This window comes from Vibrio sp. RM-69-4, assembly GCF_024743775.1.
Taxonomy (GTDB): domain Bacteria; phylum Pseudomonadota; class Gammaproteobacteria; order Enterobacterales; family Vibrionaceae; genus Vibrio; species Vibrio anguillarum.
Genome location: NZ_JAMQXI010000076.1, coordinates 820734 through 837354, shown reverse-complemented (window position 1 = coordinate 837354; position 16621 = coordinate 820734). Strand labels below are relative to the sequence as shown.

Here is a 16621-nt window from a genome sequence, read left to right as displayed (position 1 = left end):
AGAAGGACACTTACAATGAAACGCGATGCCTTTGGAATTTGCCTTTCCCGAGATATGCTGTTTAACCATTTACAGTCAACCTTTACTCACGTTCGGGCTTATGAAGAAATAGCGACTGAGTCAAATGATGACCTGAGAGTGCTACTCGCTTTCCCGCAGATGTCGGGTAAGGACGTGCTGACCACGATGCAAGGTAGTACAAACGTGAGAGGTAGTAAAAAATTGGTTTGGCGGGCCGATTATCTCTGCCCTTCTTACCATAAGTATTAAATTTAAATATTGAATTTTGGTGATATGCGCTTCATGCTAGCGCATATCACTTGCTGTTGTTTCGACATTTCAACCCATCGCACTGTTGACTTCCGCAGCAAAAAACTAGAGCATTAACTCTAATTACTATTACTCGAGCTTAGCATGAAAGCGAAAACACTCAGCCTATTCGTCTTTACTCTGCTTGGTGCAGCCCCTTCTTTCGCCGCGCCGATTTCCTTTCAACAAGCATGGGATCTTTTGCAACAGAGCAATAATTCACTTGCCGCTGGGCGAGCAAATGTCGAACGTTATCAGCATATTGAAAATTCCACAGACAGTCTTAATTTGCCTGCTGTTTCTATTGGTGCAAACTACACGCGTTTAGACCAAGATGTTACTTTGTCAGGAAAGCAGATATTCGATAGCACTGGGCAATCTGTCCCATCATCTTTGGGGCCAGATTTAGGACCGATACTGGCCAGTGCTGGCTCCATCACATCAACCATCACCGAACGAGATATTTTCAGCTCTTCGATTCGCGCTATTTGGCCCATTTTTACGGGCGGACGGATCAGCGCCGCACAAGCCGCTGCGGAAGGTAAAAAAGAAGAAGCACAAAGCCAGCTCGCAATGGAAACACAAGCGCGCTATGAAGACTTGAGCAAATATTACTTTAGTGTTCTTTTGGCAAAAGAGGTTTTAGTGACTCGCCAAGCCGTTGAGCAAGGGTTAACCAAGCACCGTGATAATGCACTAAAGTTAGAGCAACAAGGACAAATTGCCCATGTGGAACGGCTACAAGCTGAAGCCTCATTAGATAAAGCAACGGTTGAACGCAAAAAAGCACAAAAAACCTTAGATATTGCCCAAAGCGCACTAACCCAAATTCTAGGTCAAACAGAAAAAGTCGAGCCAAGTGGTTCACTGTTTGTCAATGACCGTTTACCGCCGCTCTCTGTTTTTGTGGAGCAAACGCTCAATACCTATCCGGGCTTGGCACTACTTGAAGCAAAAGAAAAGCAAGCAAGCAGCTTGATCAAAGCTGAAAAAGGCAAATACTATCCAGAAGTCTACCTTTACGGTGATTACAGCCTACATGAAGACGATTCGCTGGCCAGCCAAATGAAGCCGGATTGGTTAGTGGGTGTTGGGGTCAACATTCCGTTAATTGAAACATCGGGTCGCAGCGATCAAGTCAAAGCAGCGCACAGCGCAGTCTCACAAGTACGTTACTTAAAGGCGCAAGCTAAGCAAGATTTGAGCGTGTTGGTGGAAAAAACCTATTTAGAAGCCGAACAAGCATTGGAAGAAGTGATGGGACTAAACTCAAGTCTCACACTGGCTAATGAAAACCTGAACCTGCGCCAAAAGGCATTCAGTCAGGGTTTAGCAACGTCTTTAGATGTGGTGGATGCAGAGCTCTACCTTGCTAGTATAAAAACGCAACAGTCATTAGCCAGCTTCAACTACTTACTTTCTTTAAATAAGTTACTGGCATTGACCAGTGAAATGAATACTTTCCCTATCTACACACAATCAGCGATTTTGTTGCACTCATCAATGACTCACGAATCACCTGCTCAAAAGGATGCCTTATGAAAGCCGTAAAACCAACACTGATTGCTCTTGCTGCTGTGGTGGCGATCTCTTGGGTAGGCTATCGCTTTTACCAAGCATCGCAACCTAAACCTGTCCGCTTACAAGGTCAAATTGAATCTCAGCAATACAGTATCTCTTCGAAAGTTCCCGGCCGTATTGATCAGGTACTGGTGCGCAAAGGCGATAGCGTTGAACGTGGCCAGCTCATTTTCACGCTGCACAGCCCTGAAATTGAAGCTAAATTAGATCAAGCGATTGCGGGTCAAAAAGCGGCGGGCGCACTGGCTAAAGAAGCAGAAACAGGCGCACGCGATCAGCAGATCCAAGCGGCAAAAGATCAATGGCTTAAAGCCAAAGCCGCAGCGGATTTAATGGAAAAGACCTATTTGCGTGTCAATAATCTTTACCGTGATGGTGTCGTCGCTGAACAAAAGCGTGATGAAGCGAATACCCAATGGCAGGCCGCTAAATATACTGAAAGCGCCGCTTTTCAGATGTATCAAATGACCAAAGAAGGCGCACGCTCTGAAACTAAACTCGCTGCCGCGGAAAAAGAACGTATGGCTGCTGGTGCCGTAGCGGAAGTTGAAGCTTATGCCGCGGACACTAAAATTGAGAGTTGGTTTGACGGTGAAGTGTCCCAAGTACTGCTGCAAAGCCGCGAACTGGCTCCACAGGGCTTCCCTGTCGTCACTGTCGTGGATACCCAAGACTCATGGGCGGTGCTCAACGTACGCGAAGATCAACTCAAGCATTTTACGAAAGGCACAACATTTACGGCTTACTTACCTGCTTTAGAAGCCAAAGTAGAATTTATCGTTTCCCACATTGCAGTGATGGGTGATTTCGCCACATGGCGATCAACAGACGCCTCACAAGGGTTTGATTTACGCACCTTTGAAATCGAAGCTCGCCCTACCACACCTGTCGAAGGTTTGCGTATGGGAATGAGTTTAGTGGTTGAGCTATAAGCCTTATGTCGATTCAGGTTCGCCCTCAATGGCCTCTGCTGCGCCATGACCCTTGGCTATTGTCTAGCCTAAGCTGGATACCAATAGTATTGGCATTCAGTATTTGGTGGATTTTCTCACAAGGGATAGTGCGCGATCTGCCGATTGGCGTGGTCGATTTGTCTCACAGCCAATTATCACGTCAATTGATAAGAGATTTCGATGCAACCTCGACCATGGCAGTCACGCACCAGTTCCAAGATGTCAATCAAGCCAAAACTGCGTTAATTGAAAGTGACATTTACGCGTACGTTGTCATTCCATATCAATTTGATAAATCAATATTTCGTGGTGAGCAGCCACAAGTATCGACCTTCTTCAATAGCCAATACATTTTGGTTGGACGATTGATCAACTCTGCTATTGTTCAAGCACAAAGTACGTTCAATGCCCAAGTGGATGTCGTAAAAAACCTAGCGACTAGCCAACAAACCACATTGAGTGCGATGGGGCGAGCCGTACCAATCAGGACACAGATTACGCCCCTGTTTAATCTCAATACAAACTATGCGCAATTTTTAGTCTCGGCGGTTGTACCCGCTCTTTGGCAAATCGTTGTCGTGGTCAGTACCATTATGATTTTGGCAGCAAACCATCGTCACTTTGGTTTGCAAACGTGGCTTGGAGAAAAGCCATTACGAATTTTAACGCTAACATTGATGCGTTATCTGCCGATTTTTATGCTGCAAGGGATTGGTTTTTTAATCTGGTTTTATCAAATATTAATGTGGCCAATGCACGGCAGTTTTGCTCTATTGATTATCGCACAACTTGCAATGACGCTCGCCTGTATGATCATGGGCGCACTCTTTTTCTTTCTAACACTCGATCCGGCAAGAGCAATGAGTTTTGCTGGCGCTTTTACCGCACCAAGTTTTGCGTTTATGGGCATTACGTTCCCAGTGACGGATATGAATACTCTAGCGCAGTGGTGGCGAAGCCTGCTGCCAGTGAGTCACTACATTGAAGTGCAAGTAAGCCAAGTGAGTTATAACGCTGAATTGCTGTCATCACTTAAGTATTTAGTGCCAATGCTGGGCTATGCATTGCCGCTGCTGCTCACTTTGATTCTTATCCGTAAACACAAGCAAGCCGAGCGAATCAACCATGACTGAAACTACGCGATTCATTGCTCTACTTAAAGCAGAGCTAAAAGCGCTATTCACTAACCCTGTGGTGCTGTTGACTGTCTTTGGTGGCGTGGTTTTTTACTCCTTTTTATACCCTTTGCCTTATACGCAGCAAACTCCACGCGAGCAGACACTCTCGATTGTCAATCTCGATAAAAGCCAAGCCAGTTACCAACTAGAACGCATGGTTGACGCAACGCCACAAGTCAAAGTGATTCAACGAGACAGTACCATTGAAGATGCCAAGCAGGCTTTTCTTAACCGCAAAGTTAGCGGTATTTTAGTGATTCCTGAACATTTTTATAAAGACCTACTGCTTGGGAAAAGTCCAACACTGGCCTACGCTGGCGATGCCTCTTACTTTCTAGTGTACGGCACCATCGTTGAGGGCTTATCGCAAGCTGGTGGAACCTTAGCCGCGAAAAGTAAAGTGTCACGTTTAGTGATGGAAGGAGAACCGCTTTCTCTGGCCGCTCAGCACTATTCCGCCACAAGCATCAACCTAAAACCGACCTTTAACCCACGCATGGGTTATGTTGATTACGTTGTCCCAGCGGTGTTTGTTTTGATCTTACAACAAACCATGATCATGGCGGCAGGATTAATGGGCGGAACACAAAAGCACGGAAATGGCTATTGGAGTCATACCACACCGCTACGATTAATATTGGTACGCAGCATTGTCCTTGTTGCTGTTTATTATCTACTCAGCATGTACTATTTTGGTGCCAGTTTTACCTCACATGGTGTCAACACCCTCGCCAGTGCGGGGCATTTATTGCTACTTCTACTGCCTTTCTTACTGGCCTCTTGCCTATGCGGCATTTGGCTTGGTTCAGTTACACCGCGGCGAGAATTGGTGACGTTAGTGGTATTAATCAGCTCAATGCCACTGATTTTTTCAGCTGGTTTTATTTGGCCGTTAGAAGCAATTCCACGCCCTATCATTTGGATATCCAACCTCTTTCCAAGTACGCCTGCCATTCAGAGTTTTCTCAGTTTGAACCAAATGGGCGCATCATGGGATCAAATCAGCACTCAGTGGGGGCTCTTGTGGGTGCAAGTGTTTGGTTGGGGAGCCCTTGCCTTTTACCAACTCCAGCGGAAGCGTTAATTAATCATTCCTGCCACTGCTGACGCATACGCTCAACAGTGGCATCATCGATACCATGAACATTCTGGTACTGCGCACGGCAAACATTAATCACTAAGGTTGCATGGTAACGTTTAGCCAACTGCCGGTAAGCTCGCATCTCCCACTGTCGAACAAAAGTATTCGCCACAACAACATCCTCACCTTGCGCTAAACAGCGCTCCACTTGCTGTTGACACCACCGATGAGCTTGCTCGATTTTATCTGGCTGATAACAATAGTTGCCTTTCTCATTGATAAAATACATATCCGCTTCAAAATGCTTTGCATGTAGCGTCCTTGCTAAGGTGCTTTTGCCTGAGCCGGGTAATCCCCTGATCAAAGTTAAGGTTAGCGCCATGTGTATCCAACAGGTAAGTAAACGGATATCCAATAGTAACCAATTTCACAGCAAGATTCATTTTGCTATCGACATCTGGTTTTGATTGAGTTAAGTTCGGCAGTATAGACGTCCAAAAATAGCTTAGGGAGAAAGCTGTGCCGATTAAGATCCCCGACCAACTGCCTGCCGGTGATGTACTGCGTCATGAGAACATTTTCGTGATGTCAGAAACACGTGCCGCCACACAGGGCATTCGTCCATTGAAAGTTTTGATTTTGAATTTAATGCCGAAGAAAATCGAAACCGAGACTCAGTTTTTGCGCCTGTTATCCAATACTCCGCTGCAAGTGGATATTGAATTACTGAGAATTGATGAGCGCCCAAGTAAAAATACCCCCACTGAGCATTTGGAGAACTTTTACCGTCAATTTGAGATGGTAAAAAATCGCAACTTCGACGGGCTCATCATCACCGGAGCACCTTTGGGGTTGGTCCAATTTGAAGATGTGATTTATTGGGAACACTTAAAAAGCGTGATGGAATGGGCTAAAAATCACGTCACTTCCACACTCTACGTTTGCTGGGCAGCGCAAGCGGGGCTAAAACTGCTCTACAATCTGCCCAAACGAACTCGCAAAGAAAAATTATCGGGCGTTTATCATCATGAAATCCACCATCCCTTTCATCCGATATTACGCGGCTTTGACGACACCTTTTTAGCTCCCCATTCTCGTTATGCTGATTTCTCACCAGAATACTTAGCCGAACATACAAATTTAGATATTCTCGCCACCTCTGATGTTGCGGGTGTGTATTTAGCCTCAACCAAAGACAAACGTAACGTGTTTGTCACAGGTCACCCTGAGTACGACGCACATACACTGCATGGTGAATATATTCGAGATTTAGGTGAAGGGATGGAACCCGCAATCCCAGTCAACTACTACCCCAATGATAATCCAGATAATAAACCAGTCGCCAGTTGGCGAAGCCACGGTCACTTGCTGTTTGCAAACTGGTTAAACTACTGTGTTTACCAACAAACACCTTACGACCTTGAACACTTTAGCGAAGATAAATTTACCAAAGACGATTAGTGTTTCATGCCTGATCATCTCAGTAATGAGGTGTTCAGGTTTTAATCAAACATAGTGCATACTGACTCGCATTCTTCTCTGCTCTTTCCCCCTCGATCTTCTGATTTCCTTATCATGCGTCTAAGCGATTTAGGAGCTGCAGATAATGAAAAAAGTACTGATGATATTGATAATGTTCACGTTATCGGCCTGTGTCACCGTGAACGAAAAAGGTGAGCCTGAAGTAAAAGCGGATCCGGTTGAAATGGCCGAATCTCGCATTGCGCTCGGCCTAGGCTATTTAGAAAATGGCAACATGAGCAAAGCGCGTGAGAACCTAGAAAAAGCCACACAACATGCGCCAACTTACTATCGATCGCAACTTGCGATGGCTCACTACTACGAAACTGTCGGTGAAACAGAGGCCGCACGTAAAACCTATCAAACCGCGCTTCGCGCCCATCCCAAAAATGGCAATATTCTCAATAACTACGGCACATTTTTGTGCAAGCAGGGCGAATATCAAAAAGCCGATGAATATTTTAACCGCGCCATTGCTCAACCCTATTATTACCTTGTCCCTGCAAGCTATGAGAACGCAGCCTTTTGCGCGTTAAAATCTGGCGATAAAGAACAAGCGCACTACTATTTTGCAAAAACATTAGACCATGACCCTAATCGAGCTCGTTCATTGCTGCAATTAGCTAAATTGGAAATTGACGCTCAACAATACACGCAAGCTCGCATCCGCTTGATGCAATTTAATCAGCGCTACGGTAACCAAAAAACATCGCTTCAATTATTGGTAGAGTTAGAGAAAAAGGCAGGAAATAAAGCGTTAGAGAAAAAATATCAAGCGGCGCTCGATACCTTTTCCTAACATCGTATTACTAGGGCAAGGGTTATTTGATATTGGTGGGTCTACCGTCTTTGCCACCAGTACGGTCACGATAGTGGATACGGCGAAGACGTCTGACTTTCTGAGCGCGCTGAATTTTTTGATATTCGCGATAGATAATACGAATAAAAAACCCAAGCCCAATCATCGCAAGCAAGGCAAACAGATAAGCGAAGGGCTGGCAGATCCATCCGGGTTGGCAAGGTAAATAAAGGTCAAAGTCCATACCTTACTCCTTCTATTGCTATCTCAACTCACTGACCAATATAGTCAATCAACGAAGTCAGCCTAGCACTTTGCCGCTAACCATTGTTTGCGTTGACTGTCATTTTGGAAACTCCATGCGATGAATCGACTCACTTTTTGCCCTTGTTGCATTTCAACAACCTTCACCACTGCAGCACCCACTTTATCTAACTGTTTTTGCATCCAACGTACATTCTCTTTTTTAGAGATCAATGTGGTGAACCACAGCACTTGCTGAGCGTAGTGTTGACTTTCAAAGGCCATGTTTTTAATAAAGGCAGCTTCACCACCGGGGCACCATAACTCAGCTTTTTGTCCACCAAAGTTGAGCGTGACCGCCTTACTTCTGTTAGCGTCTTGCCCCACAATTTCTTGACCTTTTTTGACTCGATTACGCTGTAAATTTTTCAACTTACGTTCGCTGCCTTGCTGCGCCTGTAGTTGTGATGCATGAAAAGGCGGGTTGCACGTGGTGAGATCGTAACGCTCATTTTCTTGAATAATCTGCTTAAAAATATGTTTTGCATCACTCTGCAAACGGCATTCAATACGCCCATTGAGCGAAGCATTGCCATTAACCACCAGATTGGCGGATTTAATAGAGATAGGATCAATATCGCTACCAACATAGCGCCAGCCGTACTCTGCCACACCCACTATCGGATAAATACAGTTCGCTCCGACCCCAATATCAAGTGCTTGAACCTTTTCATGCTTGATTGATGGGCACTCATCTAGCAGCAGATCGGCCACGCGATGAATATAATCAGCTCGACCGGGGATCGGCGGGCACAAATACCCAGCGGGAATATCCCAATGGGTCACATGATAATGATGTGCCAATAACGCTTTGTTGAGCATTTTCACCGCCATCGCATCGGAGAAATTGATGCTCGGTTCACCACTCGGGTTGCGAATAACAAAGGGCTTCAAAGCAGGCAGTGTATTAATCAGCGCGGGGAAATCGTATTGTCCTTGATGCTGATTACGAGGATGTAACCCCTGCTTTGCTTTTAACGCAGGTTTTTTATGGCTCGCTTCTGGTTGGCTTTTCTGCGGCTTCGCTTTGGCTGACATTACTGCTCCTCTTTTAAATCGAGATACATCATAAACAATCGTGCATCAAACTCGAGCTGATGATAATTCGGTTCCATATGGCAACACAGTTGATAGAAGGCCTTGTTATGCTCTTTCTCTTTGATGTGAGCCAGCTCATGTACCACTAGCATGCGCAACAGCGGCTCCGGTGCTTCTTTAAACATGCTCGCTATGCGGATCTCATTTCTAGATTTGATTTTCCCACCATGCACTTTGGCAACATAACTGTGCAACCCTAGTGCGTTATTAATAATGTGGATTTTATTGTCGTACACCACTTTACTGATCGGCGCCGTTTTCTTCATGTATTGATTTTTGAGATCAATCGCGTAGTTAAACAACGCTTTTTCACTTTGAATCGAATGGCGCTGTGGGTAGCGTTGCTCAAACCAGCTAACGAATTTACTGGCCGTGATCAACTGTTCAACTTGTGACACGAGATGAGGCGGATAGTTTTGTATGTAACGAAAAGATGGATGCATAGCCCAGCAACTGACTCATAAAAAAGGCGCTAAGTGTAACTGAATCAAGCCTGCGTTTCATCTTTCCAATCACAAGGAGCAAGGCTTCGCATCCGAGAGAGTTGAAACTCAGCGCCTCGGTGGGTAAACTTGCCGCCCTTTATGTTCGGTTAATGAGTGAATTGGATGAAACGTATTGTGCTCTACGTCAAAGATAAATGCCCGCACTGTAAAGATGCTCAGCGCTATCTTGACGCCAAACAGATCCCCTACCGCTTATGTAACGCAAAAATGCAACGCGGCCGGAAGGAACTGGATGCGATCGGCGCGCGCAGTGTACCGGCTTTAAAAATTGGTGATCGAATTATGATTGGCTGGAACCCAAACAACTTTGAAAAAATCTATCAAAGTTAATCGAACGATACACATCGCCCCTTTCACACGTACTGTTTCACAAATTCAATAAAAGTACGGTCGGCATTAGACAAATAGCCCTCTTTGCGCCATGCGAGGGCTAAATCTAACCAGACTGGCGGTTCAAAAGGGATCGCTCGTACATCCGGTTCATGCTCCGTCACAAGCTCTAACAACGCAGTCACTGCGTACTCATGTTTGACAATACTTAAAATCATTGGCAACAGATTGGTTTCAAAAGAGAAATGTGCGCTGAGCTTATGCTCTTTACACACTTTATCAATGAAGTCGCGGTGGAAATAACCGGGCTTAAACATTACCAATTCATGCTCAAAAAAGGTCTTAAAATCTATCGATTCTCGTTGTGCTAACTCATGTTCTTTCCCCACTACCGCCACCATTTGCGATGATAAGAGGGGATCAACCTCTAAATCCGGAGGAAGATCATGATTGAGGATCACGCCAATATCTAGCTCACCACTGAGCAACATTTTTCTAATCGACTGAGTTCCCGCTTCTATCACCGTCATTTTTAGCAAGGGAAAGTGACTTTTAAAAGCCATTACAATTTCTGGAAAAAAATAGGATCCCATCATGCTCGGCGCGCCGAGCCTCACTTCACCTTTGACGAGCCCTTTAAGCTCATCCATCGCCAATTGTGCATCTTCAAGTTGCTGCAAAATACGAGTGGCGTGTTCATATAACACTTGCCCTTCATGGGTCAGCGTCACTTTTCGCTCATCTCTTTTTAGCAAAACAACCCCTAATTGCTGCTCAAATTTTTTAATCGAAATACTGAGTGCTGGCTGCGCAATGTGCAGTTGCTGGGCTGCTAAAGTAAAGCTGCCGCACTGAACCACAGCCGAAAAATGTTTTAGATGGCGAGTATCCATAGCGTTATGGTTCCACAAAATCAAACGAAGCGAGATTCGTCCAACGAGGTTGGGATATATTTTATATATCACGACGATATTTTTAATATATTTTATTAATCACCAAGCCACTGCTACTGTGATCACAGATATATAACGTAAGTGAAGCGTAATCATGATCGAAATTGGCAGTAAAGAATACCGAAAAGTCACTTGGGGACTTGCGCTCGGCTCGTTCTTAGTCTTTTGTAATCTCTATCTTTTTCAGCCAATGTTGCCCTACCTTGCTACGCATTTTGCGGTTTCAGAAACCCAAATTAACTGGTTATTTGCCGCATCAACCCTCGCACTCTCCGTCAGTTTAGTCCCTTGGGCAATCAGCTCTGAATCCTTTGGCCGCCGCAAAGTGATGTTATTAGGGCTATTCATGATGCCATTAATCGGCAGCTTAATGTTGATCAGCCAACAGCTATGGGTGCTGGTTTTAACACGTGCACTAATGGGCGTCGCATTGGCCGCCTTTGCTTCGGTTGCCGTGGCTTACATGGCTGAGGAGCTTTCGCCTCAAGCATTTAGCCAAGCGATTGGTGGTTATATTGCTGCGAATTCATTAGGTGGCATTAGCGGCCGAATTTTAGGCGGTATATTGACCGATGCCTTTGGCTGGCAACAAGCCGTGATTGTGATTGCCATACTCACTTTCGTATGCGCCATCATTGTGCTGTGGTTACTACCCATTCAACGCAATTTCACACCGCAACGAGGCTTGTTCTTTCACCACAACCGTGCGCTAGTAAAACATCTTTCTAACCGCACACTGTGGCTTGCGATGCTGATTGGTGGTACTAACTTCGCGCTGTTTGTTAATCTCTACTCAGTGATGGGCTTTCGGCTTGTCGCCGAACCCTACTCGCTACCGATTGGCTTAGCATCATTGATCTTCCTATGTTATTTGGCGGGAACACTCAGCTCGAAACTGACCGCTAACTGGACAAAACGCTACAATGCCATTTCGGGCATGATGTTGGGAGCCTTACTCAGTTTGTCGGGGATGTGGCTAGCCTTGGTTGAATCAATCCCGTTTATGCTGATCGGTTTAATGTTGATCAGTTTCGGCGCCTTTTTTACTCATACGCTCGCCTATTCATGGGTGAGCCAAAAGGCCAGCAGCGCAAAAGCAACCGCGACCGCTCTGTATTTGGTTCATTACTATGTAGGTGGCAGCCTTGGCGGGTTTTTCTTACTCTATTGCTGGCAAAATGGCGGTTGGGCGGTGGTGGTTTCGGGTGGAATGGTGTTGTATGTGGCGATGTTTTTTCTCTGTTGGAAATTGCGCCATGATGACCGCGCCCTTGCGCACCGCAAACCGCTGCATGAATTGATCAAGTAGTGTTATCCACTCACTTTATCAAAAGACTCATGTTATGCTTGCGCCAAATTGACTGTTTTGATAAGCACTATGAGCGTAACGATAAATAAAACCGCCATCACAACTGAAGTCGAACAGTGGCTTAACGATGTGGTGATTGGCTTAAATCTCTGCCCTTTCGCCGCAAAACCACAACGTAACCAGCAGATCAAAATTTTCGTCAGTGAAGCCGATACAGAAGAACAATTGCTGCAAGACATTTTGCAACAATTGCTAGAGTTAGAAGGCAGCTCGGCACAGTCTCTTGAGACCACCTTAGTGGTGGTGCCAAACATGCTCGAAGATTTTTTTGAGTACAACTTTTTTATCGATTGGGTCGAAGCATTAATTACGCAACAAGATTGGCAAGGCATCTTCCAAGTCGCTACCTTTCACCCTCACTACTGTTTTGGCGGCACACGCCCCGAAGATGACGAAAACCTAACTAACCGTTCGCCGTACCCGATTTTCCATCTTATTCGCGAAGAGAGCATGGAAAAAGTACTCAAGCACTACCCTAACCCAGAAGCGATTCCCGATACCAATATCGCTCGTGTTAGTGCTCTAAGTGACCAAGAACGCCGCCAACTGTTTCCTTATTTGTTTCTCAATAAGTAACCCTGTTCTTTGACCAAACTGATGGCATGGGTCGCAGCTTTGCCATCAGTTTGTTACTATCCATTTTCTTACTATCAGTTTATTACTATCAATTTGTTACTACGCGTCACAATCCCTGTTAACCAAACCAATGGACCGAGATAATGCATTTATCCAAGCTTACTCAAGAGATTTACGATCATCTTTACCGCGATATTACCGAGTTTCGTAGCACCTTTGATCTCCCCGTTGCTGATGCCAGCAGCTTAAACGATAAAGCTGACACGTTGCATACTTCGCTCGCGATTGAAGAGTTGACTGAACTTGCTGAAGCTGACAATAAAACGGAACAAGCGGATGCGATCATCGATACTGTGTACGTTTTGATGGGTCGTTTAGTCCACCTAGGACATAGCCAAGTGAGTGACAACTTAGCGATCAGCTATTTGATTGATCTTCTGCTCAATGTTGCCGTGAATCGTGGCATCGAATTTATTCCATGCTGGGATGAAGTACACAGCTCGAACATGAGTAAAGTATGTCGCAATGAAAAAGAGTATGCCGATACCCAAGCCTACTATGCTGAACAAGGTATTGAGCTGATGGCCGTACAAAAAGGCGACTACATTATTGCTAAATGCGCACAAGATTTTGTCTCTGAAGGCAAAACGATTCGCCAAGGTAAAGTGCTCAAATCAGTCTATTACCGTCCTGCTGACCTTGCTTCATTGACGCAATAACCTTGCAAAGACTCAGATAAAAAAACCACCTTGTGGGAGCAAGGTGGTTAAGAGACTTATAAAAAGCCTAACAAGAACGAGAATGTATCGATTCTATTAATGCGATTGGCGTGCCAACTTTCACATAAAACCTAACCATTTGTTTTTAATAGACTTACTATTTTTATCATTCTATCTTCAGCACATTGATGCGCTAAAAGTGTGCTGACTGCACGACAGTTGTGCTTTTAATCAAAGATAAGGTAAGGCTTTCCTTCAACAACAACCTGCTTCACCTGAGTCTGAAACGCTGCACTTAACGCTTGGCTCTCTAATACTTGTTCAACCGAGCCGGAACTTTGCAATACGCCATCTTGCAGTAACAGAGCGCGATCGGCATGGCGCAATGTTCGATTGAGATCGTGATTGGCCATCACTACCGCTATCCCTTGCTGTGCAACCTCTTCAATCAAACGATAAAGCAACCCTTCTTGAGCAATATCAAGAGGCGCCGCAGGTTCATCTAATATCAATAACTGCGCGTAAGGGTTTAAGGTTGGCCAAATTTGCAAACAAATACCGGCCAAGCGGACACGTTGCCATTCGCCGCCTGACAGTTGGTGAATGGATCGATGCAATTTGTCTTGAATATTCAATCGTTGAGTGAGATGAACCACGGCTTGATTAACAGCCTGAGAATGTAAATCGGCGCAACTGGGGATCGCTAAGGCAAGATATTGATAAACATCGACATTAAAAACAGGCTTGTCGTTTTGCGACAAATAAGCTCGGTGCAGTGACAGCGCCTCTAACGATGCGCTTGAAAGCTGAAGATCACCAATGTAGACCTCACCTTGGCTCTCTGTCACGCCAGCTAACGCCGACAGTAAAGTGCTTTTTCCGCTGCCATTAGGCCCAATAACATGCAGCACCTCTCCCGCTTGGCAAGTAAAAGAGAGTGGCAATAAGCGTGATGAAACCTGCAGGCTATTAACGTGAATCATGGTTTTTCAACAACATCCAAATAAAAATCGGCGCACCAATGGTGGTAGTGACGACACCAAGTGGAAGCTCAGCAGCATTAAGCGCCGTTCTGGCAACGGTATCCGCGCAAACCAGTAAGAGTGCGCCGAACAGAGCCGACATAGGTAAAAGGTAGCGGTTTTCAGAACCAAACGCCAAACGCAATAAATGCGGAACAACCAACCCAACAAAACTGATCACACCGCCCAATGCCACCGCAGCTCCTACCAGCAGCGACACGGCAAAAATCAATTTCCAACGTAGTCGATGCACATCCACACCTAACTGCTTTGCATGAGTTTCGCCCAACATCAGTTTGTCTAACGTTTTTCCTTGCAGAGCAAGCCAGATGATCACAGGAAGCGCAGCTAATGAAAGCGTATGTTGATACCAGCTTGCACCACCAATACTGCCCATCAACCAGTAAACCAGTTGCCTTAAACTGAGATCATTACTGAAATAAAACGCCCATGTCACCACAGCACCAGATAAAATACCCAGCGCAACACCGACCAACAGTAAGCGAGTTGTGCTTAAACGCATCGCTTTAGCCATGCTGACCAGTAAAAGAGTAAACACCATCGCACCGGCTACGGCACAAAGCATGAAAATTTCAGGTGAGGCCAAAGCAGGGAAGAAAAACAGCACCACTACCATCGCCACACTGGCGCCACCAGAAATACCAAGCACGCCCGGCTCTGCCAAAACATTCCCTAATAGCACTTGCAGCGCCGCGCCTGATACGGCTAGTGAAGCACCAATGATGACGGCAGAGAGCAGACGAGGAGCACGAAGTTCAGTCACTAACTGCCATTCCAGTGGTGACCAAGTGTGAAATGGGCTGATAAAGAGTTCACCCACCATCAAATAAAACGCACTCATCGTAATCAACAATGCCAGCATAGCGTAGAGGGCGTAATGCCAGCGACGCTGTTTTTTTAAGAGTAACTGATTGAACGTCATGCGCTTATATGTAAATAAGAGAAACAATAATGGCCTAACCTTACCGTTAAGCCATTTAAATAGAAAGTGATATACCAAAGCAATCGCCTGTTAACCTTGTCAACAGGTCAAAAGATTAACAAGCCAAAAGTACCATCGGTTAATCGTATACCAATTGATCGTCTTCATAGCGTGTCGCCACTTTGCACACCATTAACGCGGCGCGCTGGCCTAATGCCACTTTTCGGTTAGGAAATACGATCGCTTCATCTTCATTTTTCGCCATGAGTGGCTTTTCACCATCATGACCAAATACCTCACCATGTTTAAACGCGGTGAAGTTTTCGACGTTATCATCAAACATGAAATCAAAATCGTCATGCAAACGGACGATGGTACGGCTGACACGATAAATGGTTGGCTTTCTTGGCAAGTGTTCAGGTGTCGCATTGGCTACCAAATCGCGCATGGCTAAGTCAAACGCGACTAATCGCTCTAGGTTGTTTTGACCAAGAGGTGCGACTTGCCCCAGCTCAAGCGTTAAAGCTTGCGCGGCAAAATTCTCTGCACTGTACCAACTGAAGGTACTCGAGGGTGAATTTGAAAGCAGCACCGCTTCGATATGCGCACTTTCAATCAATGCCATCAGTGCGCGGCTGCGGACAGGATGGCGAGATTTGGGGCTGACGGCAAACGAATAATGTTTGGAGTGACGAATCGCACAGTGCAAATCAAGATGCCACCGGTTTTGCTCAGCGGTGTGTTCGAAAAAGTCTTTCACTGTCTGTTTGAGATGCTGTGCAATCTCTCTTTCTAGGGAGGTATTGCCCTTTTTATCATCAAATAAACGGTTCAAATTTTCTTGCACGAAACGGGTATGTTGATTCGTCGCCTGAGGATGAGCCACAATAAATAAGCAGCGCTGTTGGACCGCTTGAAAACCTGACTGAATATCATCCACCAGCTTATTTACTAATTCCATTGGCGCAGTTTCGTCACCATGAATACCGCAAGAAATAATGATGTGCTTACTCTCATCGTTGAGATGAGCGGGAATCACTTCGAGCACTCCACGCGAGAGCACTTTAAGCGTAATACCAGCTGCCGTTTTGATTTCGCCAGTGACCATTTCTTGGTCTAAATCCAAACTATCAAATAGGAAAGATTGGCGGAAAAGGGACTTCGTCATGCGTTACTCCTTTATTGCACAGCGGTATGTTAATGAATTGTAGAAGCAATTTATGTTGAGGCGATCCCACTTATCAAGATGGATAAGGGTAAACTTAACTCATCAACGATCGTCTCAATACCTTATACAAAATACGCTTAACCAGAGGCCGGCGTTAATTGCCGGGAATTCTATCATTAAATCTGATAGTTACTCCATACTCTACTGCATGC

At 45.3% G+C, this 16621-nt stretch carries 19 protein-coding genes; 11 read left to right on the top strand and 8 right to left on the bottom strand.

The window, feature by feature from the left end:
- Positions 1–15 precede the first annotated feature (15 nt).
- The 5 genes from NB504_RS16005 to NB504_RS15985 all read left to right on the top strand — a co-directional run bounded on the left by NB504_RS16005 (position 16) and on the right by NB504_RS15985 (position 5105).
- The gene (locus tag NB504_RS16005) at positions 16–270 is read left to right on the top strand and encodes a hypothetical protein (RefSeq protein WP_013856662.1); all 255 of its coding nucleotides are present in this window, start codon (positions 16–18) and stop codon (positions 268–270) included.
- 144 nt (positions 271–414) lie between these two features.
- Complete coding sequence (locus tag NB504_RS16000) at positions 415–1851, top strand: TolC family protein (RefSeq protein WP_094165042.1); 1437 nt, start codon at positions 415–417, stop codon at positions 1849–1851.
- On the top strand, positions 1848–2822 hold the full coding sequence (locus tag NB504_RS15995) for an HlyD family secretion protein (RefSeq protein ID WP_258429285.1): 975 nt from the start codon (positions 1848–1850) through the stop codon (positions 2820–2822). Before NB504_RS16000 ends, NB504_RS15995 begins: the two co-directional genes overlap by 4 nt.
- Positions 2823–2827: 5 nt before the next feature.
- Positions 2828–3976 carry an ABC transporter permease gene (locus NB504_RS15990; protein ID WP_017044820.1) on the top strand — a complete coding sequence of 383 codons (1149 nt, stop codon included), beginning with the start codon at positions 2828–2830 and terminating at the stop codon, positions 3974–3976.
- Complete coding sequence (locus NB504_RS15985; RefSeq protein WP_017044821.1) at positions 3969–5105, top strand: ABC transporter permease; 1137 nt, start codon at positions 3969–3971, stop codon at positions 5103–5105. Before NB504_RS15990 ends, NB504_RS15985 begins: the two co-directional genes overlap by 8 nt.
- Positions 5106–5109: 4 nt before the next feature.
- On the opposite strand, the gene NB504_RS15980 is transcribed toward NB504_RS15985, so the two are convergent.
- Entirely contained in the window at positions 5110–5484 is a 375-nt protein-coding gene (locus NB504_RS15980) for an ATP-binding protein (protein ID WP_026028306.1), read from the bottom strand.
- Between the two features lie 137 nt (positions 5485–5621).
- Between NB504_RS15980 and metA the strand changes: the two genes are divergently transcribed.
- Positions 5622–6563, top strand: a complete 942-nt coding sequence (gene metA, locus NB504_RS15975) for a homoserine O-succinyltransferase (RefSeq protein ID WP_013856656.1) — start codon at positions 5622–5624, stop codon at positions 6561–6563.
- Between the two features lie 145 nt (positions 6564–6708).
- Positions 6709–7422 carry a type IV pilus biogenesis/stability protein PilW gene (gene pilW, locus NB504_RS15970; RefSeq protein WP_017049141.1) on the top strand — a complete coding sequence of 238 codons (714 nt, stop codon included), beginning with the start codon at positions 6709–6711 and terminating at the stop codon, positions 7420–7422.
- Between the two features lie 22 nt (positions 7423–7444).
- On the opposite strand, the gene NB504_RS15965 is transcribed toward pilW, so the two are convergent.
- The 3 genes from NB504_RS15965 to NB504_RS15955 all read right to left on the bottom strand — a co-directional run bounded on the left by NB504_RS15965 (position 7445) and on the right by NB504_RS15955 (position 9266).
- On the bottom strand, positions 7445–7666 hold the full coding sequence (locus NB504_RS15965) for a hypothetical protein (RefSeq protein WP_017049140.1): 222 nt from the start codon (positions 7664–7666) through the stop codon (positions 7445–7447).
- Between the two features lie 62 nt (positions 7667–7728).
- A complete protein-coding gene (gene rlmF / locus NB504_RS15960; RefSeq protein WP_258429284.1) occupies positions 7729–8763 on the bottom strand; it encodes a 23S rRNA (adenine(1618)-N(6))-methyltransferase RlmF in 1035 nt (344 codons plus the stop codon).
- Positions 8763–9266: a M48 family metallopeptidase gene (locus NB504_RS15955; protein ID WP_258429283.1), complete on the bottom strand. Its 504-nt coding sequence runs from the start codon at positions 9264–9266 to the stop codon at positions 8763–8765. Before NB504_RS15955 ends, rlmF begins: the two co-directional genes overlap by 1 nt.
- Positions 9267–9431: 165 nt before the next feature.
- Here NB504_RS15955 and NB504_RS15950 point away from each other — a divergent pair, with 165 nt between their 5' ends.
- Positions 9432–9659, top strand: a complete 228-nt coding sequence (locus tag NB504_RS15950; RefSeq protein ID WP_010318599.1) for a glutaredoxin family protein — start codon at positions 9432–9434, stop codon at positions 9657–9659.
- Positions 9660–9682: 23 nt separating this feature from the next.
- On the opposite strand, the gene NB504_RS15945 is transcribed toward NB504_RS15950, so the two are convergent.
- Positions 9683–10552, bottom strand: coding sequence for a LysR family transcriptional regulator (locus tag NB504_RS15945; protein WP_026027359.1), 870 nt, complete (start codon positions 10550–10552; stop codon positions 9683–9685).
- A gap of 154 nt (positions 10553–10706) precedes the next feature.
- Between NB504_RS15945 and NB504_RS15940 the strand changes: the two genes are divergently transcribed.
- The 3 genes from NB504_RS15940 (at position 10707) to NB504_RS15930 (ending at position 13276) form a co-directional block, all read left to right on the top strand.
- Positions 10707–11921 (top strand): MFS transporter, encoded by a 1215-nt coding sequence (locus NB504_RS15940; RefSeq protein ID WP_013856650.1) that lies wholly within the window; start codon positions 10707–10709, stop codon positions 11919–11921.
- A gap of 69 nt (positions 11922–11990) precedes the next feature.
- Positions 11991–12557 carry a DUF1415 domain-containing protein gene (locus NB504_RS15935; protein WP_026027360.1) on the top strand — a complete coding sequence of 189 codons (567 nt, stop codon included), beginning with the start codon at positions 11991–11993 and terminating at the stop codon, positions 12555–12557.
- Positions 12558–12700: 143 nt separating this feature from the next.
- Positions 12701–13276 carry a nucleoside triphosphate pyrophosphohydrolase family protein gene (locus tag NB504_RS15930; RefSeq protein ID WP_010318603.1) on the top strand — a complete coding sequence of 192 codons (576 nt, stop codon included), beginning with the start codon at positions 12701–12703 and terminating at the stop codon, positions 13274–13276.
- Between the two features lie 227 nt (positions 13277–13503).
- Here the strand turns inward: NB504_RS15930 and btuD are convergent, their stop codons facing one another.
- The 3 genes from btuD to NB504_RS15915 form a co-directional block, all read right to left on the bottom strand.
- A complete protein-coding gene (gene btuD / locus NB504_RS15925; protein WP_017044830.1) occupies positions 13504–14259 on the bottom strand; it encodes a vitamin B12 ABC transporter ATP-binding protein BtuD in 756 nt (251 codons plus the stop codon).
- On the bottom strand, positions 14246–15241 hold the full coding sequence (gene btuC, locus NB504_RS15920) for a vitamin B12 ABC transporter permease BtuC (RefSeq protein WP_029388300.1): 996 nt from the start codon (positions 15239–15241) through the stop codon (positions 14246–14248). The genes btuD and btuC overlap by 14 nt, the downstream gene beginning before the upstream one ends.
- A 139-nt stretch (positions 15242–15380) precedes the next feature.
- Complete coding sequence (locus NB504_RS15915; RefSeq protein WP_258429282.1) at positions 15381–16409, bottom strand: succinylglutamate desuccinylase; 1029 nt, start codon at positions 16407–16409, stop codon at positions 15381–15383.
- Positions 16410–16621 lie beyond the last annotated feature (212 nt).

Bases quoted from the DNA above. Each gene is read 5' to 3' on its own strand.
- NB504_RS15955 (WP_258429283.1), bottom strand. From the start codon at position 9,266: ATGCATCCATCTTTTCGTTACATACAAAACTATCCGCCTCATCTCGTG.
- NB504_RS15935 (WP_026027360.1), top strand. From the start codon at position 11,991: ATGAGCGTAACGATAAATAAAACCGCCATCACAACTGAAGTCGAACAG.
- NB504_RS15990 (WP_017044820.1), top strand. From the start codon at position 2,828: ATGTCGATTCAGGTTCGCCCTCAATGGCCTCTGCTGCGCCATGACCCT.
- NB504_RS15980 (WP_026028306.1), bottom strand. From the start codon at position 5,484: ATGGCGCTAACCTTAACTTTGATCAGGGGATTACCCGGCTCAGGCAAA.
- NB504_RS15995 (WP_258429285.1), top strand. From the start codon at position 1,848: ATGAAAGCCGTAAAACCAACACTGATTGCTCTTGCTGCTGTGGTGGCG.
- NB504_RS15965 (WP_017049140.1), bottom strand. From the start codon at position 7,666: ATGGACTTTGACCTTTATTTACCTTGCCAACCCGGATGGATCTGCCAG.
- NB504_RS15930 (WP_010318603.1), top strand. From the start codon at position 12,701: ATGCATTTATCCAAGCTTACTCAAGAGATTTACGATCATCTTTACCGC.
- NB504_RS15945 (WP_026027359.1), bottom strand. From the start codon at position 10,552: ATGGATACTCGCCATCTAAAACATTTTTCGGCTGTGGTTCAGTGCGGC.
- btuC (WP_029388300.1), bottom strand. From the start codon at position 15,241: ATGACGTTCAATCAGTTACTCTTAAAAAAACAGCGTCGCTGGCATTAC.
- btuD (WP_017044830.1), bottom strand. From the start codon at position 14,259: ATGATTCACGTTAATAGCCTGCAGGTTTCATCACGCTTATTGCCACTC.
- rlmF (WP_258429284.1), bottom strand. From the start codon at position 8,763: ATGTCAGCCAAAGCGAAGCCGCAGAAAAGCCAACCAGAAGCGAGCCAT.
- pilW (WP_017049141.1), top strand. From the start codon at position 6,709: ATGAAAAAAGTACTGATGATATTGATAATGTTCACGTTATCGGCCTGT.
- NB504_RS16005 (WP_013856662.1), top strand. From the start codon at position 16: ATGAAACGCGATGCCTTTGGAATTTGCCTTTCCCGAGATATGCTGTTT.
- NB504_RS15985 (WP_017044821.1), top strand. From the start codon at position 3,969: ATGACTGAAACTACGCGATTCATTGCTCTACTTAAAGCAGAGCTAAAA.
- NB504_RS16000 (WP_094165042.1), top strand. From the start codon at position 415: ATGAAAGCGAAAACACTCAGCCTATTCGTCTTTACTCTGCTTGGTGCA.
- NB504_RS15940 (WP_013856650.1), top strand. From the start codon at position 10,707: ATGATCGAAATTGGCAGTAAAGAATACCGAAAAGTCACTTGGGGACTT.
- NB504_RS15950 (WP_010318599.1), top strand. From the start codon at position 9,432: ATGAAACGTATTGTGCTCTACGTCAAAGATAAATGCCCGCACTGTAAA.
- NB504_RS15915 (WP_258429282.1), bottom strand. From the start codon at position 16,409: ATGACGAAGTCCCTTTTCCGCCAATCTTTCCTATTTGATAGTTTGGAT.